Annotated in this window: 27 protein-coding genes; 19 read left to right on the top strand and 8 right to left on the bottom strand. The window is 71.0% G+C overall.

What is annotated here, in order from left to right; translation table 11 throughout:
- Nucleotides 1-63 precede the first annotated feature (63 nt).
- The 10 genes from sufD to ACX1D3_RS13165 all read left to right on the top strand — a co-directional run bounded on the left by sufD (nt 64) and on the right by ACX1D3_RS13165 (nt 9,517).
- A complete protein-coding gene (sufD, locus tag ACX1D3_RS13210) occupies nt 64-1,242 on the top strand; it encodes a Fe-S cluster assembly protein SufD (RefSeq protein ID WP_458996557.1) in 1,179 nt (392 codons plus the stop codon).
- On the top strand, nt 1,239-1,568 hold the full coding sequence (locus tag ACX1D3_RS13205) for a Rieske (2Fe-2S) protein (protein ID WP_458994286.1): 330 nt from the start codon (nt 1,239-1,241) through the stop codon (nt 1,566-1,568). The genes sufD and ACX1D3_RS13205 overlap by 4 nt, the downstream gene beginning before the upstream one ends.
- Nucleotides 1,569-1,597: 29 nt before the next feature.
- Nucleotides 1,598-2,362 carry a Fe-S cluster assembly ATPase SufC gene (gene sufC / locus ACX1D3_RS13200; RefSeq protein ID WP_458994285.1) on the top strand — a complete coding sequence of 255 codons (765 nt, stop codon included), beginning with the start codon at nt 1,598-1,600 and terminating at the stop codon, nt 2,360-2,362.
- The gene (locus ACX1D3_RS13195) at nt 2,359-3,603 is read left to right on the top strand and encodes a cysteine desulfurase (RefSeq protein WP_458996556.1); all 1,245 of its coding nucleotides are present in this window, start codon (nt 2,359-2,361) and stop codon (nt 3,601-3,603) included. The genes sufC and ACX1D3_RS13195 overlap by 4 nt, the downstream gene beginning before the upstream one ends.
- Nucleotides 3,604-3,605: 2 nt before the next feature.
- On the top strand, nt 3,606-4,067 hold the full coding sequence (gene sufU, locus ACX1D3_RS13190) for a Fe-S cluster assembly sulfur transfer protein SufU (RefSeq protein ID WP_458994284.1): 462 nt from the start codon (nt 3,606-3,608) through the stop codon (nt 4,065-4,067).
- Nucleotides 4,068-4,129: 62 nt separating this feature from the next.
- Nucleotides 4,130-4,525 (top strand): metal-sulfur cluster assembly factor, encoded by a 396-nt coding sequence (locus ACX1D3_RS13185; protein ID WP_458994283.1) that lies wholly within the window; start codon nt 4,130-4,132, stop codon nt 4,523-4,525.
- Nucleotides 4,526-4,584: 59 nt separating this feature from the next.
- Entirely contained in the window at nt 4,585-5,412 is an 828-nt protein-coding gene (locus ACX1D3_RS13180) for an alpha/beta fold hydrolase (protein WP_458994282.1), read from the top strand.
- A gap of 52 nt (nt 5,413-5,464) precedes the next feature.
- The gene (gene rarD / locus ACX1D3_RS13175; protein ID WP_458994281.1) at nt 5,465-6,346 is read left to right on the top strand and encodes an EamA family transporter RarD; all 882 of its coding nucleotides are present in this window, start codon (nt 5,465-5,467) and stop codon (nt 6,344-6,346) included.
- A 46-nt stretch (nt 6,347-6,392) separates the two neighbouring features.
- Nucleotides 6,393-7,991 (top strand): ABC-F family ATP-binding cassette domain-containing protein, encoded by a 1,599-nt coding sequence (locus ACX1D3_RS13170; protein WP_458994280.1) that lies wholly within the window; start codon nt 6,393-6,395, stop codon nt 7,989-7,991.
- 98 nt (nt 7,992-8,089) lie between these two features.
- Nucleotides 8,090-9,517 (top strand): phosphoglucomutase/phosphomannomutase family protein, encoded by a 1,428-nt coding sequence (locus tag ACX1D3_RS13165; protein WP_458994279.1) that lies wholly within the window; start codon nt 8,090-8,092, stop codon nt 9,515-9,517.
- A gap of 33 nt (nt 9,518-9,550) precedes the next feature.
- Here the strand turns inward: ACX1D3_RS13165 and ACX1D3_RS13160 are convergent, their stop codons facing one another.
- From ACX1D3_RS13160 to ACX1D3_RS13140, 5 genes are read right to left on the bottom strand one after another with little or no spacing between them, the layout of a single operon-like run.
- Complete coding sequence (locus ACX1D3_RS13160; protein ID WP_458994278.1) at nt 9,551-11,518, bottom strand: alpha-glucosidase; 1,968 nt, start codon at nt 11,516-11,518, stop codon at nt 9,551-9,553.
- Nucleotides 11,496-12,860, bottom strand: a complete 1,365-nt coding sequence (locus tag ACX1D3_RS13155) for a glycoside-pentoside-hexuronide (GPH):cation symporter (RefSeq protein ID WP_458994277.1) — start codon at nt 12,858-12,860, stop codon at nt 11,496-11,498. Before ACX1D3_RS13155 ends, ACX1D3_RS13160 begins: the two co-directional genes overlap by 23 nt.
- Before the next feature lie 25 nt (nt 12,861-12,885).
- Nucleotides 12,886-13,677, bottom strand: coding sequence for a putative RNA methyltransferase (locus tag ACX1D3_RS13150; protein WP_458994276.1), 792 nt, complete (start codon nt 13,675-13,677; stop codon nt 12,886-12,888).
- Nucleotides 13,674-14,426 carry an SURF1 family cytochrome oxidase biogenesis protein gene (locus ACX1D3_RS13145; protein WP_458994275.1) on the bottom strand — a complete coding sequence of 251 codons (753 nt, stop codon included), beginning with the start codon at nt 14,424-14,426 and terminating at the stop codon, nt 13,674-13,676. Before ACX1D3_RS13145 ends, ACX1D3_RS13150 begins: the two co-directional genes overlap by 4 nt.
- 7 nt (nt 14,427-14,433) lie before the next feature.
- Nucleotides 14,434-14,754: a DUF3099 domain-containing protein gene (locus tag ACX1D3_RS13140; RefSeq protein WP_458994274.1), complete on the bottom strand. Its 321-nt coding sequence runs from the start codon at nt 14,752-14,754 to the stop codon at nt 14,434-14,436.
- A gap of 68 nt (nt 14,755-14,822) precedes the next feature.
- On the opposite strand from ACX1D3_RS13140, the gene ACX1D3_RS13135 reads away from it, so the two are divergent.
- The 5 genes from ACX1D3_RS13135 to ACX1D3_RS13115 all read left to right on the top strand — a co-directional run bounded on the left by ACX1D3_RS13135 (nt 14,823) and on the right by ACX1D3_RS13115 (nt 19,304).
- A complete protein-coding gene (locus ACX1D3_RS13135; RefSeq protein WP_458994273.1) occupies nt 14,823-15,533 on the top strand; it encodes a beta-ketoacyl-ACP reductase in 711 nt (236 codons plus the stop codon).
- Nucleotides 15,534-15,547: 14 nt separating this feature from the next.
- Nucleotides 15,548-16,321, top strand: a complete 774-nt coding sequence (gene fabI / locus ACX1D3_RS13130) for an enoyl-ACP reductase FabI (RefSeq protein WP_458994272.1) — start codon at nt 15,548-15,550, stop codon at nt 16,319-16,321.
- Nucleotides 16,322-16,796: 475 nt separating this feature from the next.
- Nucleotides 16,797-17,582 (top strand): ABC transporter ATP-binding protein, encoded by a 786-nt coding sequence (locus ACX1D3_RS13125; RefSeq protein WP_458994271.1) that lies wholly within the window; start codon nt 16,797-16,799, stop codon nt 17,580-17,582.
- 59 nt (nt 17,583-17,641) lie between these two features.
- Nucleotides 17,642-18,055, top strand: coding sequence for an NfeD family protein (locus ACX1D3_RS13120; protein WP_458996555.1), 414 nt, complete (start codon nt 17,642-17,644; stop codon nt 18,053-18,055).
- A 61-nt stretch (nt 18,056-18,116) separates the two neighbouring features.
- Complete coding sequence (locus ACX1D3_RS13115; protein WP_458996554.1) at nt 18,117-19,304, top strand: SPFH domain-containing protein; 1,188 nt, start codon at nt 18,117-18,119, stop codon at nt 19,302-19,304.
- Here ACX1D3_RS13115 and ACX1D3_RS13110 read toward each other — a convergent pair.
- Nucleotides 19,295-20,251, bottom strand: a complete 957-nt coding sequence (locus ACX1D3_RS13110; protein ID WP_458994270.1) for a bile acid:sodium symporter family protein — start codon at nt 20,249-20,251, stop codon at nt 19,295-19,297. The two genes, ACX1D3_RS13115 and ACX1D3_RS13110, sit on opposite strands and share 10 nt — an antisense overlap.
- A complete protein-coding gene (locus ACX1D3_RS13105; protein ID WP_458994269.1) occupies nt 20,248-21,969 on the bottom strand; it encodes a bifunctional chorismate-binding protein/class IV aminotransferase in 1,722 nt (573 codons plus the stop codon). Before ACX1D3_RS13105 ends, ACX1D3_RS13110 begins: the two co-directional genes overlap by 4 nt.
- Before the next feature lie 55 nt (nt 21,970-22,024).
- Here ACX1D3_RS13105 and ACX1D3_RS13100 point away from each other — a divergent pair, with 55 nt between their 5' ends.
- From ACX1D3_RS13100 to ACX1D3_RS13090, 3 genes are read left to right on the top strand one after another with little or no spacing between them, the layout of a single operon-like run.
- A complete protein-coding gene (locus ACX1D3_RS13100; protein WP_458994268.1) occupies nt 22,025-22,804 on the top strand; it encodes a TrmH family RNA methyltransferase in 780 nt (259 codons plus the stop codon).
- A gap of 12 nt (nt 22,805-22,816) precedes the next feature.
- Nucleotides 22,817-23,299: a substrate-binding periplasmic protein gene (locus ACX1D3_RS13095; protein ID WP_458994267.1), complete on the top strand. Its 483-nt coding sequence runs from the start codon at nt 22,817-22,819 to the stop codon at nt 23,297-23,299.
- Entirely contained in the window at nt 23,296-24,273 is a 978-nt protein-coding gene (locus ACX1D3_RS13090) for a cation diffusion facilitator family transporter (protein ID WP_458994266.1), read from the top strand. Before ACX1D3_RS13095 ends, ACX1D3_RS13090 begins: the two co-directional genes overlap by 4 nt.
- A gap of 48 nt (nt 24,274-24,321) precedes the next feature.
- Here ACX1D3_RS13090 and def read toward each other — a convergent pair whose 3' ends face one another.
- Entirely contained in the window at nt 24,322-24,945 is a 624-nt protein-coding gene (gene def / locus ACX1D3_RS13085) for a peptide deformylase (protein ID WP_458994265.1), read from the bottom strand.
- A gap of 101 nt (nt 24,946-25,046) precedes the next feature.
- Here def and ACX1D3_RS13080 point away from each other — a divergent pair, with 101 nt between their 5' ends.
- A complete protein-coding gene (locus tag ACX1D3_RS13080) occupies nt 25,047-25,952 on the top strand; it encodes a tyrosine recombinase XerC (RefSeq protein ID WP_458994264.1) in 906 nt (301 codons plus the stop codon).
- The last annotated feature ends 18 nt before the right edge of the window (nt 25,953-25,970 follow it).

Below are 25,970 nucleotides of genomic sequence, written 5' to 3'. Positions count from 1 at the left end.
CCCGCCGCCGTACCGCACCACCCACCACCTCAGAAAGAAAACGCTGCTGTGACTACCGCAACCATGCCCACACTCGACGGCGCGGCCAACGTGGCCGGGGCCATCGAGACCATCGAGTCCCACCTGCACCCCGAGCCCAGCTTCGACGTGGCCATGCACCCCATGCCCACCGGCCGCGAGGAGATCTGGCGGTTCTCGCCCCTCAAGGCGCTGCGCCCCCTCCTTGCGGAGGGTGACGTGCTGGGCGGCCTGGACTGGGCCGGAGACCTGCCCGAGGGCGTCGAGATGCGACGGATCTCCGCCGCCGAGGCCCGCGAGCGGGCCATCGAGCCCCCCGTCGACCGCGTCGCCGCCATCGCCGCGCAGCGCACCGGCGAGGCGGTCTACATGTCCGTGCCCGCCGAGGCCGTCATCGCCGAGCCCATCGTGTTCACCGCCACCGGCACCGGCGCTCACGCCGCCGAGTCGTTCGTCGTGGACTTCGGCCGGCACTCCCGCGCCACCCTGGTGCTCCACTTCGAGGGCTCGGCCCAGTACGCGGCCAAGTACGACTTCCGCGTCGCCGACGGCGCCGAGATCAACCTGGTCTACGTCAACGACTGGGCCGAGGACTCCGTGCACGGCGCGCAGATCTCGGTGCAGGTGGGCCGCGACGCGCGAGTGCGCACCATCCACACGTCGCTGGGCGGCAAGGCCATCCGGATCGCGGAGCGCGCCAGCTTCGCCGGCCCCGGCGGGTCGGTGGAGCAGTTCGGCCTGTACTTCGTCAACGCCGGCCAGCACGTCGAGCACCGCATGTTCGTCGACCACAACGCCCCCCACACCAAGAGCAACGTCGACTACCGCGGCGCGCTCCAGGGCAAGGGCGCGCACTCGGTCTGGATCGGCGACGTGCTCATCCGCAAGGTGGCGCTGCAGATCGAGACCTACGAGTCCAACAAGAACCTGGTGCTCACCGACGGCTGCCAGGCGGACTCGGTGCCGAACCTCGAGATCGAGACCGGCGAGATCGCCGGCGCCGGACACTCGTCCACCACCGGCCGATTCGACGACACGCAGCTGTTCTACCTCATGAGCCGGGGGATCTCCGAGGACGAGGCGCGTCGCCTCATCGTCCACGGCTTCTTCAACGACATCATCCGTCGCATCGGGGTGACTGCCATCGAGCAGCGCCTGCTGGCCCAGGTGGAGCGGGAGCTCGAGCTGGTCCACGGCAGCACCGCCACGAAGGCGCACGAGTGAGCTTCGTCACCGTCGCCCGCGTCGTCGAGCTCGATCAGGCCAAGCCGCTCGCGGTGGACGTCGACGACGAGCTGACCGTGGCGCTCGTGCTCCACGGCACCGAGGTCTACGCCATCGAGGACCAGTGCAGCCACGGCCAGGTCGCGCTCAGCGAGGGCGACGTCGTGGGCGGCACCATCGAGTGCTACCTGCACGGGTCCACGTTCGACCTGGCCACCGGCCGCCCGCTCAACCTGCCGGCCACCGCACCCGTGAGGGTGTTCGCGTGCCGCGTCGAGGGTGACGACGTCCAGATCGACGTCGACGCCCCCACCCCCACCTACTGACCAGCCCAGCAACCAGGAGCTCAGCACTCATGTCCACCCTTGTCATCACCGACCTGCACGTCGACGTCATCACCGAGGAGGGCCCCAAGCCCATCCTCAAGGGCGTCAACCTCACCGTCCGTCCCGGCGAGATCCACGCCATCATGGGCCCCAACGGCTCCGGCAAGTCCACCTTGGCCTACGCCATCGCGGGCCACCCCAAGTACGTCATCACGCAGGGCTCCGTCACCCTCGACGGCGTCGAGCTCACCGGGCTGAAGGTCGACGAGCGCGCCCGCGCCGGACTCTTCCTCGCGATGCAGTACCCGGTGGAGGTGCCCGGCGTCTCCGTCGCCAACTTCCTCCGCACCGCCAAGACCGCCCTCGACGGCGAGGCGCCCAAGGTCCGCACCTGGGTCAAGGACGTCGAGGCCGCGCTCGGCCGCATGCAGCTGGACAAGACCTTCTCCGGCCGTTCGGTCAACGAGGGCTTCTCGGGCGGCGAGAAGAAGCGCCACGAGATCACCCAGCTGGAGCTGCTCAACCCCAAGGCCGCGATCCTCGACGAGACCGATTCGGGCCTCGACATCGACGCGCTCAAGATCGTCTCCGAGGGCGTCAACCGCTACTCCGCGCAGGGCGACCGCGCCGTGGTGCTCATCACGCACTACACCCGCATCCTGCGCTACATCGAGCCCACCTTCGTGCACGTGTTCGTCGACGGCCGCATCGTCGCCGAGGGCGGCAAGGAGCTGGCCGACCAGCTCGAGGCCAATGGGTACGAGGCATACGTGAAGGCCGCGGCGAACGCCTGATGCTCGACACCGACCTGATCCGCGGCGACTTCCCCATCCTGCAGCGCAGGGTGGGGGAGTGGCCGCTGGTCTACCTCGACTCGGCGAACACGTCGCAGAAGCCTCGCCAGGTGGTCGACGCGATCGCCGGGCACTACCTGCGGCACAACGCCAACGTGGCCCGCGCCATGCACCTGCTCGGCGCGGAGGCCACGGAGGCGTTCGAGGGCGCGAGGTCGAAGGTGGCCGGCTTCATCGGGGCCGGCAGGCCCGAGGAGATCGTGTTCACCAAGAACGCCTCCGAGGCGCTCAACCTCGCGGCGCACACCCTGGGCTCGCGGCTCCGGCCGGGCGACGAGGTGGTCATCTCCGTGATGGAGCACCACTCCAACATCGTCCCGTGGCAGCTCGCCTGCCAGCGCAGCGGCGCCACCCTGCGCTGGTTCGACGTGACGGACGAGGGCCGCCTGGACCTCGAGGCCGCCGAGCGGGACGCCCTCATCAACGAGCGCACCAAGGTGGTGTCGCTGACGTGGGTCTCCAACGTGCTCGGCACCCGCAACCCGATCGCGCGCATCGCGGCCCAGGCGCACGCCGTCGGCGCGGTCATGGTGGTCGACGCGTCCCAGGGCGTCCCGCATCAGGCCACCGACGTCGCCGCGCTGGGGGCCGACCTGGTGGCGTTCACCGGGCACAAGCTGTGCGGGCCGACCGGGATCGGTGTCCTCTGGGGACGCTACGACCTGTTGGCCGAGCTGCCGCCCTACATGGGCGGGGGAGAGATGATCGAGGTGGTGGAGATGAGCCACTCCACCTACGCCCCGCCGCCGCACCGGTTCGAGGCCGGCACCCCGCCGATCGCCCAGGCCGCCGGGCTGGGCGCCGCCGTCGACTACTTGACCGGCATCGGGATGGACGCCGTCGCGGCGCACGAGCAGGAGATCACCGCCTACGCGCTGGCCAAGCTCACCAGCATCGACGGCCTGGTCCTGCTGGGGCCCGCGGAGGCGGTGGACCGGGGGAGCGCCATCTCGTTCAATATCGCCGGCGTCCACCCCCACGACGTCATGCAGGTCCTGGACTCCCGCGGCGTCGCGATCCGCGGCGGTCACCACTGCGCACGCCCCCTCCACAAGCGGTTGGGCCACCAGAGCTCGACCCGGGCGTCGAGCTACCTGTACACCACGCAGGCCGAGATCGACGCGCTGGCCGATGCGCTCGTGTTCACCCGCAACTACTTCGCACCCCGATTCGGAGGCTGATCGTGAACATCGACGAGCTGTACCAGACGATCATCCTGGACCACTACCGGGAGAAGCACCACGCCGGACTCCGCGAGCCCTACGAGGTCGAGGTCCACCACGTCAACCCGTCGTGCGGCGACGAGCTCACCCTCCGCGTGCACCTCGACGGCGCCACCATCAGCGACATCTCCTACGACGCCCAGGGCTGCTCGATCTCGCAGGCGTCCACCTCGGTGATGACCGACCTGCTGATCGGCGGCCCCACCAGCCGGGCGCTGGACCTGCACGACAGGTTCCTGGAGATGATGCAGAGCCAGGGGCGCATCGAGCCCGACGAGGAGGTCTTCGAGGACGCCATCGCGTTCGCCGGCGTCTCCAAGTTCCCAGCCCGCGTCAAGTGCGCGCTGCTCGGCTGGTCGGCGCTGCGCGACGCCACCCTCCAAGCCACGGCCCAGCCCTCGGAAGCCACGCCCGCCGGTTGAGCGGGGCGCCCGGCGTCACCCGGGCACCCGTCGCGAGACCCCCGTCCCCCACTAGGAGCACCATGTACACCCCCGAACAACGGCCGAGCGACCTGGTCAAGGACCAGCTGCCCGACGTCGACCTCTCGCAGCCCGCCCCCGCCACCGCCGCGCCCACAGAGGACGAGGTCCTCGAGGCGATGAAGGACGTCGTCGACCCCGAGCTCATGGTCAACGTCGTCGACCTCGGGCTGGTCTACGGCGTCCAGGTCGACGAGCACGCCAACGCGACGATCGACATGACGCTGACCTCGCCCACCTGCCCGCTGACCGACAAGATCGAGTACGACACCAAGTACGTGCTGGACGGCCTGGTCAACTCGGTGACCATCAACTGGGTGTGGCTCCCGCCGTGGACGCTCGAGGCGATCACCGAGGACGGCCGCGAGCAGCTGCGGGCAATCGGCTACAACCTCTGACGGCGCCCCATCCGCGGGATAGCCTCGGATCAGGGACCAACTGAGACCAGGAGGCGACGATGCCCACGTTCACCACCGCAGATGACGTCACGCTCCACTACACCGACACCGGTGGCGAGGGACGGCCGCTCGTCCTCGTGCACGGGTGGCCCCTGTCGGGCGAGGCATTCGCCCGCAACATCCCGGCCTTCATCGAGGCGGGCCACCGCGTGGTCACCTACGACCGCCGGGGCTTCGGGCAGTCGGACAAGCCCGTGGGCCACGTGGACTACGACGTGCTGGCCGACGACCTCGAGGCCCTCGTCGAGTACCTCGACCTGAGCGGCGCAGTGCTCCTCGGGTTCTCCATGGGCGGGGGCGAGGTGGCCCGCTACTTCAGCCGCCACGGCTCCGAGCGCATCGCGGGCGCCGTCTTCTCCGGCTCCATCACCCCCGCGCTCTGCATCACCGACGACAACCCCGACGGCGCCATGCCCATCGACGGCTTCAGCGGGATGGCGGACCAGTGCGCCGCCGACCGAGACGGCTTCCTCGACCAGTTCATCACCTGGTTCTACAGCACGGCCGACGGCGGCCTGCAGGTGGACGAGGACACCCGGCGGGCTGCTCTGGCGATCGCCCACCAGTCGGACCCGCACGCCGCGGCCCAGGCCATCCTGCTCTGGGCGACAGACCTCCGCGACGACTGCCGCGCCATCGACGTGCCCACCCTGGTCATCCACGGCGACGGCGACATCAACGTGCCCATCGACAAGTCGAGCCGCCGGATGGCCGAGTTCGTGCCGGACTCCGAGCTCGTCGTGATCCACGGCGGCCCGCACGGCGTCAACGACTCGCACGCCGAGCACTGGGAACGCGAGATCATCGGGTTCCTCGGCATCCTGTAGCCGCCGCGGCGTGCGCGGCGACCGGCCCGCCCCGCGATAGGCTCGGCGGGCGATGAAGAGTGACGCGAGGACGGGCCTGGGGTACGGGCTGGCCGCATACGGGCTGTGGGGGCTGTTCCCCCTGTACTTCCAGTTCTTCGACCGCTCCGGCGCCCTCGAGGTGGTGGCGCACCGCGCGCTGTGGTCGCTGGTCTTCTGCCTGCTGCTCATCGCGGTGCTGCGGCAGTGGGGGGCGCTGCGCGCGGCGCTGGCCGACCGACGCGCGGTCGTGGGGCTGGCGGTTGCCGGCGTGCTCATCGTCGTCAACTGGTCCACCTACGTGTTCGCGGTCATGACACACCGCACCCTGGAGACCGCGCTGGGCTACTTCATCAATCCCCTCGCGGTGGCCGCGCTCGGCATCGTCGTCCTCGGCGAACGGCTACGGCCGCTGCAGTGGGCGGCCATGGCCCTCGGGGCCGCGTCCGTCGTGGTCATGGTGGTGGGCTACGGGCAGGCGCCCTGGATCGCGCTGACGCTGGCCGCCTCCTTCGGGCTGTACTCCCTCGTCAAGAAGCTCGCCGGCCGCTCCGTCGGCGCCCTGCCCGGCCTGGCGATCGAGACGGCCGCCGTCGCGCCCCTGGCGGCCGGCTACCTGGCCTACCTCGCGCTGTCGGGCCAGTCGACCGCGTCAGGGGGGTACGGCCTGCTGCTGGCCACCACCGGGATCGTCACGGCGGTGCCGCTCCTGCTGTTCGCGGCCGCCGCCCGCCGGGTGTCGATGGTGACCATCGCGATCCTGCAGTACCTGGCGCCCATCGGGCAGTTCCTGGTGGGGTGGCTGGTGTTCCACGAGCCGATGCCCGCCGCGCGGTGGGCGGGATTCGCGCTGGTGTGGGCCGCCGTCGCGCTCTTCGTGACCGACGGCCTCCTGTCCACCCGCAGGCGCCGCTGAGCGGCGCCGGTTTGCCCTCGACGCGTGCGGAGGCGAGACTAGCCGGATGCTACAGGTCAAGGACATCGAGGTGCGCGCAGGCGCCCGGCTGCTGCTGTCGCCGGTGTCCTTCCAGGTGATCGGCGGAGACCGGATCGGCCTGGTCGGCCGCAACGGCGCCGGCAAGACCACCCTCACCCGCATCCTGGCCGGGGAGTCCCTGCCGGCCGCCGGCACCGTGACGCGCGCCGGGCAGCTCGGCTACCTCCCGCAGGACCCCCGCTCCGGTGACCCCGAGCAGATCGCGCGGGACCGGATCCTCGGCGCCCGCGGCCTCGACGAGGTGATCCAGCGCATGCGGCGCGCCGAGGCCGGCATGGGCAGCCACAGCGAGTCGGTCCGCGACGAGGCCATGGCCGCCTACGCCCGCGCCGAGGCCGCGCTGATGGCGGCCGGCGGGTACGCCGCCGAGGCCGAGGCGGCGAGGATCGCGGCCAACCTGGGCCTGGCGGACCGGGTGCTCGGCCAGCCGCTGAAGACACTGTCCGGCGGCCAGCGGCGCCGCATCGAGCTGGCCCGCATCCTCTTCTCGGACGCCGAGACGCTGCTCCTCGACGAGCCCACCAACCACCTCGACGCGGACTCGGTGGTGTGGCTGCGCAGCTACCTCCAGACCTTCCCCGGCGGGCTGATCGTGATCTCCCACGACACGGAGCTGCTCGACGCGGTGGTCAACAAGGTCTACCACCTCGACGCCAACCGGGCCGAGATGGACATCTACTCCATGAACTGGAAGCGCTACCTGCTCCAGCGCGAGACCGACGAGAAGCGCCGCAAGCGCGAGCTCGCCAACGCCGAGCGCAAGGCCTCCCAGCTCATGCTCCAGGCCGACAAGATGCGCGCGAAGGCCACGAAGGCCGTCGCCGCGCAGAACATGGCCAAGCGCGCCGAGAAGCTGATGGCCGGCGTCGAGGGGGAGCGGCGCGTCGACGCCGTGGCCAAGATCCGCTTCCCCGAGCCCGCGCCCTGCGGCAAGACGCCGCTGCGCGGCCACGACCTCAGCAAGTCCTACGGGTCCCTGGAGGTGTTCACCGCCGTCGACCTGGCCATCGACAAGGGCTCCAAGGTGGTGATCCTCGGCCTCAACGGCGCCGGGAAGACCACCATGCTGCGCCTGCTGGCGCTGATGGAGGAGCCCTCGGCCGGGCGCGTCGAGCTCGGCCATGGCGCCAAGCTCGGCTACTACGCGCAGGAGCACGAGACCCTCGACGTCAAGCGCAGCGTGCTGGACAACATGAAGACGGCCTCACCGAACCTCAACGACACCGAGGTGCGCAAGGTGCTGGGCTCCTTCCTGTTCACGGGCGACGACGTGCAGAAGCCCGCCGGCGTGCTGTCGGGCGGGGAGAAGACCCGGCTGGCGTTGGCGATGCTGGTGGTGTCCGCGGCCAACGTGCTGCTGCTCGACGAGCCCACCAACAACCTCGACCCCGCGTCGCGCGCGGAGGTGCTCAACGCCATCCGCACCTACGCGGGCGCCGTGATCCTGGTGACGCACGACCCCGGCGCCGTCGAGGCGCTGGAGCCCGACCGGGTGCTCGTCATGCCCGACGGCGTCGAGGACCTCTGGAGCGATGACTACGCCGAGTTGATCGACCTCGCCTGACCGGTCGCGCGCCCGGGTCCACTCACAGTAGGTGAGCGATCGCGCAGGCGAGTGCGCGGAACCTGTGCGCCCCCGCGCCGTGTGGCTACGGTTGAACCGTGGCGAGGATCAGGTTTGGTACCGGAGGCTGGCGAGCGATCATCGGCGACGAGTTCACCCGCGCCAACGTCAGGCTGCTCTCCGCGGCCCTGGCGGAGCGGATGATCGACGAGGGCGTGGCGGGCGAGGGGATCGTGATCGGCCACGACCGCCGGTTCCTGTCCGATGTCGCGGCTGAGTGGGCAGCCGAGGTGTTCGCCGGTCACGGCATCCCCACCGCCGTGATCAAGGTGGCGCAGGCGCCCACCCCGATGATCATGTGGACGGTCAAGGACCAGAACCGCCCCTACGGCCTGGCCGTCACCGCCTCCCACAACCCCGCGCTCTACAACGGCGTCAAGGTGTTCACCCGCGGCGGCCGGGACGCTGACGAGGCCGTCACCGCAGACCTTGAGGCCCGCATGGAGGCGCTCGAAGGGGAGCGGGAGGCGGGCATCGCGTCGATCGCCTACCCGAAGGCCGTGGCGAGCGGCGCCGTCGAGGAGATCAACACCTTCAACGGCTACATCGACTCGATCATCGCGCAGGTGGACATGGACGCCATCCGGGAGGCGCGGCTCAAGATCGCCCTGGACCCGATGTTCGGGGTGTCCAAGACCTCGCTGCAGACCATCCTCATGACCGCCCGCGTGGACGTCGAGGTGATCAACGACCGCCACGACACGCTGTTCGGCGGCCGGCTGCCGTCGCCCACCTCGCACACCCTGCAGGCGCTGGCCCGCTACGTGGTGGACCACCACTGCGACCTGGGGATCGCCACCGACGGCGACGCCGACCGGATCGGCATCATCGACGACACCGGGGCCTTCCTGCACCCCAACCAGCTGCTGGTGATCCTCTACTACTACCTGCTCAGGTACAAGGGGTGGACGGGGCCGGTGGTGCGCAACGTGGCCACCACGTCGCTGCTCGACGACGTGGCCGAGCGGTTCGGCGAGACCTGCTACGAGGTGCCCGTGGGGTTCAAGTGGGTGTCGGGCAAGATGCTGGAGACGGACGCGATCATCGGCGGCGAGTCCTCCGGTGGGCTGACGGTGCGGGGGCACATCGCGGGCAAGGACGGCATCTACGCCGCCGCGCTGCTGGTCGAGATGATGGCCGTGGTGGGCAAGCCGATGAGCGAGATCTACGCCGAGATCACCGGCCATTTCCCGCCCCACTACATGGCGGAGATGGACTTCGCGTTCGACCCGGACCGCAAGCCGGAGATCCTGCGCACCCTCCTGGAGGACCGCGACATCCCCGCCTTCACCGAGCAGGTGACCGGCACGTCGTACCTCGACGGATGCAAGGTGCTGTTCGAGGACGGCTGGATCATCGCCAGATTCTCCGGCACGGAACCCCTGCTGCGCATCTTCTGCGAGCTGCCCGACCAGCACCGGGCGGAGCGGGCGTGCGAGGAGTTCAGGGCGTTCCTGCGCCTGTGACGGGGCCCTCGGGGAACCCCGGGCCGCGGCCGTTCAGAGGACGCGGCTGACCGTCGCCTCCCACGGCTCCATGACCGGGCGTCGTGGGCCCCCCATCACAGGCACGATCCGCCCGCCGACGTGCGGCCGCTTGCGCTGCTTCGAGGACGTGTTGCACTCGATCAGGAACACCTCGCCCGCCAGCTTGCGGTAGAACGCGAAGTAGAACTTGTGGTGAGGGTGGACCCACTGCAGGGCCCCGATGGTGAGCGCCCGGTGCGAGCGGCGCAGCTGGATCAGCGCCTTGTGCCACGAGTAGACCGAGTCCGGGTCCGCCACCTGCTCCTCGGCCGAGAAGCCGGGCTCGCGGTCCGTCCCGACCAGCCATGCCGTGCCTTCGGTGAAGCCGCCCTCTGGTGTCCAGCGCAGGGGCACCCGGGAGTGGTCCCGCGAGCCGGCCAGGATCTGTCCCCACGCCGCCTCCGGCGTCATGCCGCGGCCGAGGAGGGCGTCGTGGCGGTTGATCGACTCGACGTCGCGCAGTTCGTCGACGCCCTCGAACGACTGGTTGATGGCGGCCAGCTCCTGGCCCTGGAACAGGAAGGGCGTGCCCCGCATCGTGAGCTGGATGGTGGCCAGCATCTTCCCGATCGCGGTGCGGACCGCGGGGTCCTTCTCCAGGCCCATCCCGAACTTGCTCAGCATCCGCGGGTTGTCGTGGTTGTCCAGGAACACCGCGATCCAGTCGTTGGGCGCCAGGTGCGAGTGGTAGGCCCGGTAGAACCGCTTGAGGTAGTAGAGCTGGTAGCGGTAGCTGTCCCAGCGGACGTGGCCGGGGTTGTCGAGCACGTCGAAGTTGAAGATGAGGTCCATCTCGCCGCGGCCGTAGCCGCTCAGCAGCCGGCCCAACTCCATCCCGATGCCGGGGGTCTCCCCCACCATCACCCCGATCATGTCCGGGGGGAGGGGCTCGGCCAGGGTGCCGTCCGGGCGGCGGCGACGGGGGGTCGAGACCGGCTGCTCCCGCCTGGTGAAGCCGTCGCGCCGGAGGCCGCGCAGGAACTCGTGGAGGCGGGGGCCGTAGAAGTAGTGCTCCACCCCGACGAACTCCAGCAGCTTCCCGATGAACGGGTGACCGTCGGGGAGGCCCTGCTCCTTGGAGATGTAGTTGATCACGTCCAGCCGGAAGCCGTCGATGCCGCGCTGCATCCAGTACCGCACGATGTCGGCCACCTCGTCGCGGACGTCCTGGTTGTCCCAGTTGAGGTCCACCTGACCGTCGGCGAAGAGGTGCAGCACCCACCGCTCCGCCTCCGGCACCCAGGTCCACGCCGATCCGGAGAAGAAGGAGGTCCAGTTGTTGGGCGGGGTCTCCGGGTCCCCCTCCACCATGAAGTAGTACCCGCCGTACCGGCCAGTCGGATCCGCCACCGCGTTCTGGAACCATTCGTGCTCGGCCGAGGTGTGGTTGACCACCAGGTCGAGGATCAGCCGCATGCCCCGCTCGTGGCAGGCCGCGATCAGCTCGTCGACGTCGGCGAGGGTGCCCATCTCCTCGTTGATGTCGCGGTAGTCGCTGACGTCGTAGCCCATGTCCTCGTTGGGCGACTTGAAGATGGGGGAGAGCCACACGCAGTCCACCCCGAGGTCTCCCAGGTAGTCCAGCTTGCCGATGATGCCCCGGATGTCGCCCACGCCGCTGCCCGAGGAGTCCGCGAAGGAGCGCGGGTAGACCTGGTAGAAGACCGCCTCGCGCCACCACGGGGTGGGGTGCGGGGCGCGGCCGTTCAGTGGACGGTCGTGCTCGGAGTTGACGAGGTCGAGGATGACATCGAGCATGCCGGGGCCAGTGATCGGCTCCACAAGGCCCTCGAGCCACTCCAGCTTCATCCACGCGACGGTGTGGACGAGCCGCCTGGGCAGGCCCGTCTGGAGCAGGAGCTTGTCGATGATGTCGCGGCCCACCGGGTGGCGGTACAACTGCCGCACGGTGTGGGACTTAGTGATGTGCTTCGTCGACACGAGCGTTCCTCTCCGCCAGGTCTGCCACGACGGTGCCGTAGAACTCCTCGTCCAGACGGTACCTGGCGCGCAGGATCACGTAGCTGACGATGATCAGCGCCATCGGCAGCCCCAGCATGGCCACCCTGAGGATGCCGAGACCTGCATCGGTGACGTCGTCGGGGGTGCGGGCCACGTCGATCCCGGACCAGATCAGGGTGACCCCCACCACGCCGCTGGCGATGGCGTTGCTCAGCTTGTAGATGAACGGCTGGAGCGAGAACGTCACGGACTCGTTGCGGCGCCCGAGCTTCCACTCGCCGTACTCGACGGAGTCCGCGATGAACATCACCATGAGGAGCTGGATGGCTCCCTGGCCGGCGAACAGCAGCACGCCCGCGATGCCGACGACCAGCAGGTTGGTGCCCGAGACCAGGAACACCGCGTACCCGGCGACGCACATCACGGTGGCCAGCAGGTGGATCCGGGAGCGGCGCAGCACCTTGGACACCAGCGGGAACAACGCCAGGGCGCCGATCTGGGACACGCCGAGGATGGCGGCGAAGATCGGGTAGGCCCCCTCGTCGCGGAAGTAGTACTTGAAGTAGTACAGCCCGAAGGACGTGGTGGTGATGTAGCCGGCCATGAACGCCACCATGGCGAGGGTCACCCAGAGCAGCTGGTCGTTGCGGGCGATGACGGAGAACAGCTCCTTCAGCGGGGTGCTCTCCCGGTGCCCGGCCACCCGCTCCCGGGTGAAGATCAGCGTGAGCGACTGGAAGGCCAGCATGACGACCACCAGGGCGACCGCGAGGGTGAACCAGGCGGCGCGGGCGTCGCCCATGAGGTCGGTCAGCCAGGCCGTGACGGGCACGAGCGCCACCACGATCGCGAAGAGGCCGATGTTGGCGCAGATCCTCGCCACCACGCCGATCTTCTCGCGCTCCTTCTGCTCCTGTGTCAGCGACGGCAGCATCGACCAGTAGGCGATGTCGTTGATGGTGTAGGAGACCTCGTAGACGATGTAGACGGCGGTGAAGAGCACGATGTAGCCCCAGCCGTCGACGCCGAGGTCGGCGAACATCAGCATGCTCGCCGCGCCCCAGAGGACGGCGCCCACCAGGATCCACGGCTTGAACTTGCCCCACCGGCTCCTGGTGTTGTCCACCACCACGCCCATGATCGGGTCGTTGACGGCGTCGAAGACGCGCATCACCACGAGGATCACCGTGACCGCGGCCAACTGCGGGCCCGAGATGTCGAGCACCTCGGTGAGGTAGAACATCAGGTACAGCGACACCAGCGCCGCGAGCATGTCGCGGCCGAGGGTGCCGAGTCCGAAGCCCCACCGGGTCGAGGTCATGCGGTCAGCGTAGATCGTGGACCGGTCACCCCGGGCGCACCAGGGTGAGGATGTCGACGGCCATCGTGGCGGACGCGGCGGCCGTGCCGGACCGCTCGCCGTGGAAGGCGTTGGGGCCCATCCCGATGACGTCTGCCACCGCCTCGGCGGTCAGCTCCAGGCGCCGCTCCACCGTGTCGGACGCGGCCACACGCCAGCCCGTCAGCGACGCGATGAGGGCGTCGGCCTTGTCCGGGGCGACCTCGAGGAGGCCGTAGCCGGCGCGCAGTTCGGCCAGGTGCCCGGCACGGGGGACGACCACGACGAGGCGGCCGCCGGGGGTCAGGATCCGGGCGAACTCCGCCGGGTTGCGCGGCGCGAAGACGCACAGCAGGGCGTCGGCGGCGCCGTCGGCGACGGGGAGCCCCGCCCAGGTGTCGGCGACGATGGAGGCCGCGCGCGGGTGTGCCCGGGCGGCGCGCCTCGCCGCCGCCGTCGAGACGTCGGTCGCCAGACCCTCGGCGTCCGGGTGCACGTCCAGGGCCCGGGCCAGGTAGTAGCCCGTGCCCGCCCCCACCTCGACGATGCGGCGCGCGTCTCCGACGGCGGCGGCCACCGCGTCGGCCACGGGGGAGTAGTGGCCCGCGGCCAGGAACCGGTCCCGCGCGTCGAGCATCGCCGGGGTGTCCGCGTTGGCAGGCGCGGCCCGGCCGAGGAGGTTGACGTAGCCCTGGCGGGCCACGTCGAAGGCGTGGCCCGAGGGGCACCGCAGGGCTCGCGCGTCGCGGTGGAGTGGGGCCCCGCAGTGCGGGCAGCGGAGCCAGTCGAGGCCGCTCACGGACTCTCGACGGATTCCCGCGCCGACGCCTCCCGATCCTTCTTCCGGTCGCGGAGATCCGCCCGCACCAGGACCACCATGCCCACCACGCCGATGAGCGTGAAGGCGAACCACTGCAGCGCGTAGCTGAGGTGCGGGCCCTCGTCGAGCGACGGGGCCGCGAGCGGGCGCAGCACCTCGGTCTCGGCCGGCGTCGACTCCAGCAGCGCGACGTAGCCGTCGACGAGGTCCTTGCCGAGGGCCGCCCCCAGCGCCTCCGAGCTGATCAACCGGATCTGGTTCTCGTGGGGGGTCATCGCCCCCTCGTCGCCCCGGTCGTTGCGGCGGACGAACCCGGTCACCGTGACCTCGCCCGCGGGCGGCGCGGGCAGCGCGCCGTCGGGATAACCGGGCTGCCGGACCAGGAACCCGCGGTTGACCAGCAGGAAGTCGCCCTCCGTGGTCTCGAGCACCGCCACCGCCTCGCTGCCGTAGGCGCCGTCCAGCGAGCGGTAGCGCACCTGGAACTGGTCCGCGGTGTAGGTGCCGGTGGCGGTGACCCGGTACCACTGGTCCTGGTCTCCGACGGGGCCGGTCATCACGTCCCGGTAGGGCGCCACGGGCAGGTCGCGGTGTGCCTCCACCGTGGCGTTGGTCTCGCGCCGCTCGTCGAGGCGCCGGAGCTGCCACTGGCCCAGCATCACGAACACCGTGGCCAGGATGGCCGCGAACACGCCCATCGCGATCCACCGCTTGACCTGCCTGCTCACCTGCCGGTCACCTCTCGTCCTCCTCAATGGTGCCCTGCACCACCTCGCCCCCGGTGATGGCGGCGCGGGGGGTACCCGGCTCCTCGGCGGGCACCACGGGCGGCGGGCGGTGGTCCGCGTTGTTGGCGAAGAGCACCGCGAACGCCGGGAGCAACACCGCCGCGCCCAACGCCACCAGCTTCCACCACCCCGGAACCACCAGGAACAGCAGGAAACACGCGGTGCGCACGCCCATGGTGATGAGATAGCGCCGCTGGCGCTCCTCGAGGTCCAGGGTGCGGCCGCGGCCGGCGCTCGTGATGAGCGTCGAGTCGTCTCCCTTGGCCATGCCAGCCAGCATAGTCCGGCCCTGTCGGCGACCCCTCGACTCAGGGGGCCGTGCGGTAAGTTGCTCCCGTGGTTGAATCAAGAGTCGTCCTCGTCACCGGAGGATCCAAGGGCATCGGGCGCGCGATCGCCGAGGCATTCCGCGACGCCGGGTACCGCGTCGCCGCTACCTACCGGTCCGGGGGGGTGCCCGAGGGCGTCCTCGGCGTCCCGTGCGACATCACGGACCAGGGGCAGGTGGACCAGGCGTTCGCGCAGGTGGAGGCCGAGTTGGGCCCCGTCGAGATCCTCATCGCCAACGCCGGCGTCACGAAGGACACCCTGCTCATGCGGATGTCCGACGACGACTGGCTGTCGGTCATCGACACCAACCTTACCGGCACCTTCCGCGTCGTGCGCCGGGCCAGCCGCGCCATGATGCGCAGCCGCTTCGGCCGGATCATCCTCATCTCGTCCGTGGTCGGCCTGCTCGGCTCCCCCGGACAGATCAACTACTCGTCGTCCAAGTCGGCACTCGTGGGCATGGCGCGCAGCCTCACCCGCGAGATCGGCTCGCGCAACGTGACCACCAACGTCATCGCGCCCGGGTTCATCGAGACCGACATGACCGCCGTCCTGCCGGACGAGACCATCGCGGACTACACGAAGCGGATCCCCGCCGGCCGGCTCGGCAGCGTCGACGACGTGGCCCAGGCCGCACTGTTCCTGGCCGGCGAGCACGCCGGCTACATCTCCGGCGCCGTCATCCCCGTTGACGGCGGCCTCGGCATGGGTCACTGAGAAAGGACCTGACGATGGGTCTCCTTGAAGGCAAGAACATCCTGGTCACCGGAGTGACCATGCGCACCTCCATCGCCTACGCGGTCGCGGAGATCGCCCAGCGCGAGGGCGCCACCGTCGTGGTCTCGGCGGCCGGGCGCGCCATCGGCCCGGCTCAGCGGGCCATCTCCAAGCTGGAGCCCGTGCCCCCGCTGATCGAGCTGGACATCACCAACGAGGAGCACCTCGCGGCGCTGCCGGGCGTGCTGGCCGAGCACTTCGACGGCGGTCTCGACGGCATCGTGCACTCGATCGCCTACGCCCACCCCGAGAAGGCCCTGGGCGGCGCGTTCCTCACCACCGACTGGGAGACCGTCGGAGCCGCCCTGCACATCTCCGCCTACTCGCTGCAGTCGCTGACCATGGCCTGCAAGCCCATGCTCAACCGCGGCGCCAGCGTGGTCGGTCTCACCTTCGACGCCCGCGTCAGCTGGCCCACCTACGACTGGATGGGCGTGGCCAAGGCGGCGCTCGAGTCCACGTCGCGCTACCTGGCCAGGTACCTCGGCCCCGACGGCATCCGCTGCAACCTGGTGGCCGCCGGGCCGCTGGACACCGTCGCCAAGAAGGCCATCCCTGGAGCCTCCTCCTTCAACGACACCTGGTCGACGCGCTCGCCCCTGCCCTGGGACACCTCCGACGCGGTGCCGTCCGCGAAGGCGGTCGTGGCGCTGCTGAGCGACTGGTTCCCCTCCACCACGGGCGAGATGATCCACGTCGACGGCGGGCTGCACTCCACCGGAGCCTGACGCCTGCTGGTGTGAGGCCGAGGCCGCGTTTCCCTTCCCAGAAGTGTGGTCGGGTCTGCGCTGACCGGTGGGGGCCGGGCCGCCCATGCTTCCGGCGGCGGCGCTCCGCGCTGCGCGCCGTCAGCAACGCCCACCCAACCTGCCCCGGCCCCCACCGGCCAACGCCTGCTTCAGCCGGCGACACGCTGGGGCCAGCGTCAGCGTCGCGATAGGCGCCCTCCCGCGCCCCTCCTCAGCCAAACTTGCCCCGACCCCCACCGGCCAACGCCTGCTTCAACCGGCGACCCGCTGGGGTCAGCGTGAGCGTCGCGATAGGCGCCCTCCCGCGCCCCTCCTCAGCCGAACCTGCCCTGGCCCCGGCCAACGCCTGCTTCAACCGGCGATTCGCTGGGGTCGTCGTCAGGGGCCGGTGATCCTCGCATACTCAGGCCCGGCACCCCGCGCGGGGGAGTCGGAGTCCGGTAGGTTGGGTGGCATGGCAGCGGTGGCGGAACTTGCGGGCGTGACGATCAGACGTGGCGAGGCCACCCTCCTCGACGACATCAGCCTCGTCATCGGGGAGTCGGAGCGCTGGGTGGTCATCGGGCCCAACGGCGCCGGCAAGACAACCCTGCTGCAACTCCTCTCGGCCCAGATGTATCCGAGCGACGGCATCGTCGGGCTCCTCGGGGACGTGGTGGGCACCGTCGACGTCTTCGAGCTCCGGCCCCGCATCGGCCTCACCTCCTCAGCGCTCGCCGACCGCATCCCCGGCGCTGAGCGGGTGGAGGACGTGGTCCTCTCCGCCGCCTACGCCATCGTCGGGCGGTGGCGCGAGGAGTACGACGTCTACGACTTAGCCCAGGCGGACCGGCTGCTCGACTCGCTGCGCGTCGCCCACCTGCGCGAGCGCACGTTCGGCACCCTCAGCGAGGGCGAACGCAAGCGCGTCCAGATCGCCCGCGCCCTCATGACGGACCCCGAGCTGCTCCTGCTCGACGAGCCCGCCGGCGGACTGGACCTGGCGGGCCGCGAGGCGCTGGTGGACACCCTGTCGGACCTCTGCCAGGACCCCGACTCGCCCGCCACTGTCCTGGTCACCCACCACGTCGAGGAGATCCCCCAGGGGATCACCCACTGCCTGCTGCTGCGCGAGGGCCGGATCGTGGCCGAGGGGCCCATCGCCAGCACGCTCACCGACGACAACCTCAGCCGCACCTTCGGCATGCCGCTGACCGTCTCCCACGACGGCGTACGCTGGAGCGCGAGGAGCCGCATGTGAACGACTGGGTCGACTGGATCCGCGCCAACCTCTGGGCGGGTTGGGGGATCCTCGCGGTCATGCTGGCCGCGGCCGAACTCCTCACCATGGACCTGACCCTCCTCATGCTGGCGGCCGGCGCCCTCGCCGGTGGCGTCACGGCCCTCGTGTTCCCCGGCCTCATCTGGCTGCAGATCGTCGTCGCCCTCGTCACGGCCGTCCTCACCCTCTTCGTGCTCCGCCCCACGCTGCTCGAACGGGTCCGCCGGGCCCCGGGCTACCGCTCGTCGCTGGACAAGCTCGTCGGGGCGTCCGGCCGGGCCACGGCCGAGATCACGGCCAGCAGGGGCGCGGTCAAGGTCGAGGGCCAGGTGTGGGAGGCCCGCTCCTACGACCCGTCGGTGACCATCGAAGCCGACGAGGAGGTCGAGGTGTTCGCCCTCGACGGCATCACGCTCATCGTCTATCCCGCCCGTCGTCAGCTCGGAAGCTAGGAGACAACCCATGCCCGACATCGCACTGTGGGTGCTCATCGCACTCGTCGTCCTCATCGTCATGACGCTCGCGGCCACCCTGAAGATCATCCGCCAGCAGCAGGTGGCGCTGGTCGAGCGCCTCGGCAAGTTCCGCCGGACGCTGGAGCCGGGCCCCCACCTGGTGGTCCCATTCTTCGACCAGGTCCGCTACACCCTCGACATGCGTGAGCTCGTCGTGCCCTTCCCGCCGCAGGGCGTGATCACCGAGGACAACCTCATGGTGAGCATCGACTCGGTCATCTACTTCCAGATCGTCGACCCGGTGCGTGCCGCCTACGAGGCGCAGAACTACCGGGCCGCCATCGAGCAGCTCACCATGACCACGCTGCGCAACATCATCGGCGGCATGGACCTCGAGGCCGCGCTCACGTCGCGCGAGGAGATCAACCAGCGGCTGCGCACCGTCCTCGACGAGGCCACCGGCAAGTGGGGCATCAAGGTCAACCGCGTGGAGCTGCGGGCCATCGAGCCGCCGCCCACCATCCGCGACGCGATGGAGAAGGGCGCGCGCGCCGAGCGCGACAAGCGCGCCTCGATCCTCATCGCCGAGGGCCAGCGGCAGTCGCAGATCCTGTCGGCCGGCGGCGACCGCGAGGCCGCCATCCTCCGCGCCCAGGGCGACCGCGAGGCCGCGGTGCTCCGGGCCCAGGCGGACCGGCAGGCCCAGATGCTGCGCGCCGAGGGCGAGGCGCAGGCGATCACGCAGGTGTTCAACGCCATCCACGCGGCCGAGCCGGACCAGGCGCTGCTGGCCTACCAGTACATGCAGATGCTGCCCAAGCTCGCCCGCGGCGACTCGAACAAGGTGTGGATCATTCCCAGCGAACTCAACGACGCGCTGAAGGGCTTGGGCCAGGTCACCAACGCCGAGGAGGTGCGCGACTACGTGTCCAAGGCGGCCCAGAAGTTCGAGGCGCCGGTCATGGTGGACGTGCAGGCCGAGATCGAGGAGCAGGCCGCCCGGGACCGGCAGCGGTCCACCGAGACCGTCGAGCAGGCCATTGCGGACGCGCAGGCGCTGGACGCCGGTCGCGCGGCCTCCAAGCGGGCCCACCGCGCGAGCCAGACCATGGCCCTTCGGGCGGGGATGGAGCAGCCGGCGGTGACCGCGGCCCCCGAGCCTCCGGCCCCCGCGGACGTTCCCCCGCCGGGGACCGCCACGCCGCCCAGCCCGTGGGGTCCGGAGCCGGGGACGCCTCAGGCCTGATCCCGGCGCAGCCGGGTGGCCAGCACCGAGCTGACCAGGAGCTGCGCCTGGTGGAACAGCATCAGCGGGATGACCAGCACCCCGACGGTCGCGCCGGGGAAGAGGACACTCGCCATCGGCACGCCCGTGGCCAGTGACTTCTTCGTGCCGCAGAACATCAGGGCGATCCGGTCCTCGCGCGGGAAGCCCAGCCATCCGCCGACTGCCCACGTGAACCAGAACATGAACGCCAGCAGGCCGAGCGCCAGCGGCACCAGGAGCGCCAGGTCCGCCAGCTGGAGCTGGCGCCACACGCCGGAGTCCCTCAGCTCGGAGAAGGCGCCGTAGACGATGAGCATGATCACCGCCTGGTCGAGGAGCTTCAGCCGGGTCCTGTGCCGGGCCATGAAGCCGGCCGTCACCACGCGGGACAGCTGCCCGAGAACGAAGGGGAGGAGCAGCTGCACCACCACGCCCCACACCTGCCCGAAGCCGATGGACCCCCCGCTGGCGGTGGGGATGAGCGCCATGGCCAGGAGCGGCGTGATCACCACCCCCAGGACGTTGGACGCGGTGGCCGCGACCATCGCCGCCGCGACGTTGCCGCCCGCGAGCGAGGTGAAGGTGATCGACGACTGCACCGTCGACGGAACCAGGCACAGGAAGATGAGGCCCACCCGGATGGGAGCCGAGAGGACGTCGTCGGGGACGGCGAGCAGGGGCAGGGCCAGGAGGGGGAACACCACGAACGTGGTGCCGAGGATGGCCAGGTGCAACTTCCAGTTCTTGAGCCCCGAGCGGGTCTCGGCCGCCGACAGCCTGGCGCCGTAGCCGAAGAACAGCACGAAGATGCCGACGAGGGTCACCAGGTCCAGCACCTCCGCCGGGCGGCCGCTGACGGGGAGGAGCAGACCCAACGCGAGGGTGCCGAGGATGATCACCAGGATGGGGTCGACCTTCAGCTTCACGCGTCCTCCTCGAGGCGCGCCGGGAGGATCCCGCGGAGCGCGTTGGTGACCACGACGGCGTCGGCGCGTCGTAGCTGGTCGACGGTCAGGATCTCCTCGGACACGGTGTCGGCACCGAGCAGGCCGGGCTCCGCCAGCACGGCCGCGCGCTGGACGCCGTCGAGGATGCCGAGCGCGAGCGGAGGCGTGGCCCAGCGGCCGTCCACCAGCGCGAACACCGACGTGCGCCCACCCTCGAGGACCCGCCCCGAGGCGTCGAACCCGATGGTGTCGAAGCAGCCTCGTCCGACGGCGTCGCCGACCGCCTCGTCATAGAGGGCGCGGGCCGACGTCTTGTGCCTGGCCAGCGGCCCCGGGGCCCACGGCGCGGTGGCCAGCCGCACCCGGACCTCTGGGGGGTCCGGGTCGAGCGGCGTCCGTGTCGCGGTGACCTCACCGGCGGGTGTGACGTCCAGTGACAGCCGCCACCGGCCGGCCGGGGTGTCGCGGACGGCGGCCTCGATCACGCCCGCCACGGTCCCGAAGCCGAGCGCCGAGGCGGACGCGTCCAACCTGGCCTGGTGCCTCGCGGCCAGCGGTGCCACCCCGTCGACGACGCGGAGCGTCTCCTTGAGGGTCACCGTCGGCTCGAGCGTGGTCGCGAAGGCGGCCTTGGCCAGGCACTCCTCCCATTCGGCGGCCGCCGTGCTGTCGGCCACCACACCGGAGCCGATCCCCAGGCGCACTCCCGCGTCGTCGCCGATCTCCAGGGTGCGGATGGCGATGCTGAGGCCCATCCGCCAGCCGAGGCTGTCGGCGGCCGGTTCGATGGTGCCGAGGCTGCCTGTGTAGAGCCCGCGGCCGCCGCCCTCGGTCGCACGGATCAGCCGCATGCTCGCCAGCTTCGGGGCCCCGGTGATGGACCCGCACGGGAAGGTGGCGGCGAGCAGGGCCGCCGGGGTGGTGCCGGGGGCCAGGGTGCCGGTGACGGTGCTGGTCATCTGCCACAGGCTTCCCACCCGCTCCACGTCGAACAGCCGCGGCACCGCCACTGTGCCCGGGAGGGCGACGCGGCTGAGATCGTTGCGGAGGAGGTCGACGATCATCAGGTTCTCGGCCCGGTTCTTGGGGTCGAGGCGCAGGGCCTCCGGGTCCGAGTCCGCGGGGGCGGTGCCCTTCATGGGACGGGCAACCACGGTTCCGCCCTCGACCTGCAGGAACAACTCGGGGGAGAGGCTGAGCGTCCACGGCGCCGCGGGAGGGGGCAGGTGGGAGAGGGCGCCGAACGCGACGGGCTGCCTCTGCCTGAGGCGGGCGTAAAGGGCCGATGGCTCCCCGACGAGCCGCGCCGTCACCTCGTGGGTGAAGTTGACCTGGTAGGTGGTGCCGGCGGCGATGGCCTCCTGCAGTTGGGCCACCCGGTCCCGGAAGTGGGGGAGGTCCACGTCGTGGACGACGTCGGCCAGCCAGGCGTGGCGGTCCTCGGGGAGCCAGGCGTCCGCGTCGGTGGCGGTGCGGGACTCGAACCAGTACAAGGCCGCTCGGCCGTCGGCGCAGAGCCCCATGATCGCCTCGCCGAACTCGTACGGCAGCCAGGCGAAGCAGTGGAGACCCTCGTCCCACCCGGCGCGCAGCGCCGCGTCCAGCGAGTCCAGTTGGACCTCGCTCACCCGCCGGAATCCGCTGAGCAGCGTCGAGGCGCCGCTCGCGGCGTCGTCGAGCAGCACGAACGGTTCCATGGCCGCGATGCTATCGGCCATCCGGCGTCGGCGGGATCGGCGGTAGGGTCGCCCCGTGCTGATCGACGTGACCGACCCCGCCGACGGACGGCTCGCCGACTTCGTCGGACTCCGCGACGCGCAGTTGCGGAAGGCCGACGGCGGCCGCTTCATCGCGGAGGGGGTCAAGATCATCGAGCGGGCGTTCGCGGCCGGGTGCCGGCCGAGGTCGCTCCTGCTGCAGCCGCGGTGGCTCGCCGGCGTCCAGCCGCTGCTGGACCGGTGGCCCGACGTGCCGGTCTACGTGGCGACGGAGGCCCTGATCGAGACCGTGAGCGGCTTCCACGTGCACCGCGGGGCGCTGGGCTCGTTCGACAGGCCCCCCGAGGCCCCGTGGGACCGGATCCTGGGCGCACGCCGCGTGATCGTGTGCGAGGACGTGGTGGACCACGCCAACATCGGCGCCATCGTGCGTGTCGCGGCGGGCCTGGGGTGGGACGCCGTCGTGGTGTCGCCGGGCAGCGCGGACCCGCTGTACCGTCGGGCGGTCAAGGCCTCGATGGGCGCGTCGCTGGCGATGCCGTGGCGGAGGATGGACGACGACGCGGACCTGGGCCGCCTGCGCGAGGCCGGCTTCGCCCTGGTGGCCGCCACCCTGTCCCCGTCGGCCGTGGACCTCGCGGCGTTCGTCGCGCCGGAGAAGATTGCCCTCCTGCTCGGCACGGAGGGCCGGGGCCTGAGCGCCGCGTGGCTGGCCGCGGCCGACCGCCACGTGACCATCCCGATGACCTCGGCCGTCGACTCGCTCAACGTGGCCGCGGCCGCCGCGATCCTGGCCTACGCCCTGGCCCCGTGACAGACTGCGACGATGGAACACGTCGTCAGACGGTGTGTCGCCGTCATTCTGGTTCTCCTGCTGGCGGGCTGCGCTGAGCCGGACTTCCCCCGCGATCCGGAGGGGACGCTGATCAGGGCGTCGGGTGGACCCCTGCTGGTGGGCGTCTCGAGTCACCCTCCGCACGTCGACGTGGCCGACGACGGGGCGGTGACCGGCGCCGAGGCCGAGATCGTCGAGGCCTACGCGGAGAGCATCGGCGCCACCGTCGAGTGGAGGGAGGGGGCGGAGAGCGAGCTGATGGAACTGCTCAAGCTCGGCCAGGTCGATCTCGTCATCGGCGGACTTGCCTCGGACTCCCCGTGGTCGACCCATGCCGCGTTCACCCGCCCCTACACGCGGACGGTGGGCCCCGACGGGAAGTCGGAGAAGCTGGTGATCGCCGTGAGGCAGGGGGAGAACGCACTGCTCAGCAACCTCGAACGCTTCCTCATCGCGGAAGGCCACGAGGGATGACCGGGCGTCGCCACTCGGCGCTGCCCCCCGAGCAGTCTGCGCTGCTGCACCGGGCGATCCGCCTCGAATGGGTGTCGCTGCTGGTGATGGTGGCGATCATCGCGGCCGTGGGCGTCACGGCGGGGCAGTCCCAGGCCATGCGCACAGCCTTCGCCGAGGACTCCCTGGCGCTCATCGCCCCCATCGCGTTCCTCATCGGCGTGCGCCGCGCGGCGCTCCCGCGCAGCCCCGAGCACCCGTACGGGCACCACCGCGCCATCGCCGCCGGTCACCTCGTGTCCGCGGTGGCCCTCCTCACCTTCGGCCTGCTGCTCATCTACAACGGCGCCTCGGGGCTGATCTCCGGCGAGCGGCCGCCGATCGGCGTGGTCAACCTCGCGGGGCGCACGATCTGGGCCGGCTGGCTCATGATCGTCGTCATGACGCTCACCGCCGTCCCGCCGGTGATCCTCGGCCGGATGAAGCTCAAGCTGGCCGAGCAACTGCACGACAAGGTGCTGGCGGCCGACGCGGACATGCTCAAGGCCGACTGGCAGACGGGTCTGGCCACCGTCGCCGGCGTGGTCGGAATCGGTTTCGGCCTGTGGTGGGCCGATGCGGTGGCGGCCATGGTGGTGTCGCTGAGCATCGTCAAGGACGGAGTGACCAACCTGCGGCACGCCGTCTCGGCGCTCCTCGACGCGCGGGCCACCCCCATCGACTCCGAGGAGCCGCATCCCGTGATCCAGAAGCTGCGACGGGCCGCGCTGACGACCGGGTGGGTGGCGGAGGCAGAGGTGCGCACCAGGGACCTGGGCCACGTGTTCCACAGCGAAGTGTTCGTCGTGCCGGTGGAGGGGGCGGCGGTCACGGTGGGACAGATCGAGGAGTTGCGGCGACGGTGCCAGGAGGCGGACTGGAAGGCCATCGACACCGTGATCGTGGTCACCGACGAGATCCCCGGCGGCCTCACGCCGCTCCACCCCCAGCACTGAGCCGCGACGCTCCCTGCCGGCGCCGTCGACGCCGCTGGGTTGTGCGGGTCAGCCCTGCACGTGGGGCGCGTCGCCCTGGGCCGTCGGACTGGCATGGGTGGCCTTGGGGGAGACCGGCCAGTCGTCCGGGTAGCGCCAGGCGAGTTCCTGGACCTTCGCATCCAGCTGCCGGCGGGAGCGTGCCGAGAGCCGGTCCCCGAACACGGTGCCGTTGAGGTGGTCCGTCTCGTGTTGCAGGCAGCGGGCCAGCAGCCCTGTGCCCTCCACGACGATCTCGTTACCCCACGGGTCCTGGCCGACGCAGCGCGCCCTGTCCGGGCGCGCCAGGAGGGCGTAGCCCCCGGGGAAGGACAGGCAGCCCTCATCCGCGGCGTCGAGCTGGCGGTCGGGACCCTCAGGGACGGTCACCACCGGGTTGCAGACCGCGCCCACCTGGATCACATCGTCGGCGTCCGGGCATGCGTAGATGAACACCGACACCCCTACGCCCACCTGTGTGGCCGCCAGTCCGACCCCGTCGGAGGCCTGCATGGTGGCGAACATGTCCCTCACGAGGGTGCGGAGCTTCTCGTCGAAGACCGTGACCGGCGCCGTCTGCTCGTGCATGACCGGCGTGCCCCAGCGAGTAATCGGCAACACCGTGCCGCCCTGCGTGAGATCGTCCTGCGTCATGTCCCGTCCTCCGCTCGATCGGACCCTGCTGTCCGGCTGACCAGTATGCCGCACGGGTGTCGTGCGTCGTCTGAGCGGCCCTGGTGCGCCAGACTGGCGGCATGGAGCTTCCCCCCGGGTGGTCCGCGGCCGTGGACGACTACTCGGCGCACCTGCGCGCCGAGCGCGGGCTCTCGCACAACACGGTGCGGGCCTACCGCGCCGACCTGCTGGACCTCGCCGCGTCCGTGGACGTGGATCTCGGGCGGGTCACCCTCACCGGGCTCCGTGGGTGGCTCGCCGGGATGGCCGACGACGGCGCGGCCTCGGCGACCGTGCAGCGGCGCGTGGCCTGCGCGCGGGGTTTCTTCGCCTGGGCGCTGCGCGAGGGGCTGATCCGGGAGGACCCGGCGCTGCGGCTCAGGGCGCCCAAGCGCAGGCAGGCCCTGCCCAGGGTGCCCGCCGTCGGCGCGGTGGCGTTGAGCCTGGCCGGGGCCGAGGCGCGCGCGGGCCAGGAGGACGACCCGCTGGCGCGACGCGATCTCGCTCTGGTCGAGGTGCTGTATTCGAGCGGCCTGCGGGTCTCCGAGGTGTGCGGGCTGCTGCTGCGCGACGTCGACCGGGATCGACGCTCGCTCACGGTCCTGGGCAAGGGCGGCAGGCAACGGACCGTCCCGCTGGGCCTGCCGGCGTTGAGGGCCATCGACGGGTGGCTGGCCGCCCGGCCCCGGGTGGCCGTGGAGGGCAGCCCGGCGACCGTCTTCCTCGGCGCGCGGGGCGGGGCCCTCGACCCGCGCGTGGCCCGACGGGTGGTGCACGCGGTCACGGCCGCCGCCGGGCCGGGGGCCGACGTGGGGCCGCACGGCCTGCGTCACGCCATGGCCACCCACCTGATCGAGGGCGGCGCCGACCTGCGCAGCGTCCAGGAGATGCTGGGCCACGCGTCGGTGGCCACCACGCAGATCTACACCCACGTCACGCCGGAGCGGCTCCGGCAGGCGTTCGGCCAGGCGCATCCCCGCGCCTGACACCGACGCCGCCGCCGG

Source organism: Tessaracoccus yangjingae (genome assembly GCF_054483935.1).
Note: the sequence above shows the minus strand (reverse complement) of the source record. Positions and strands in the feature narration are given on the sequence as shown.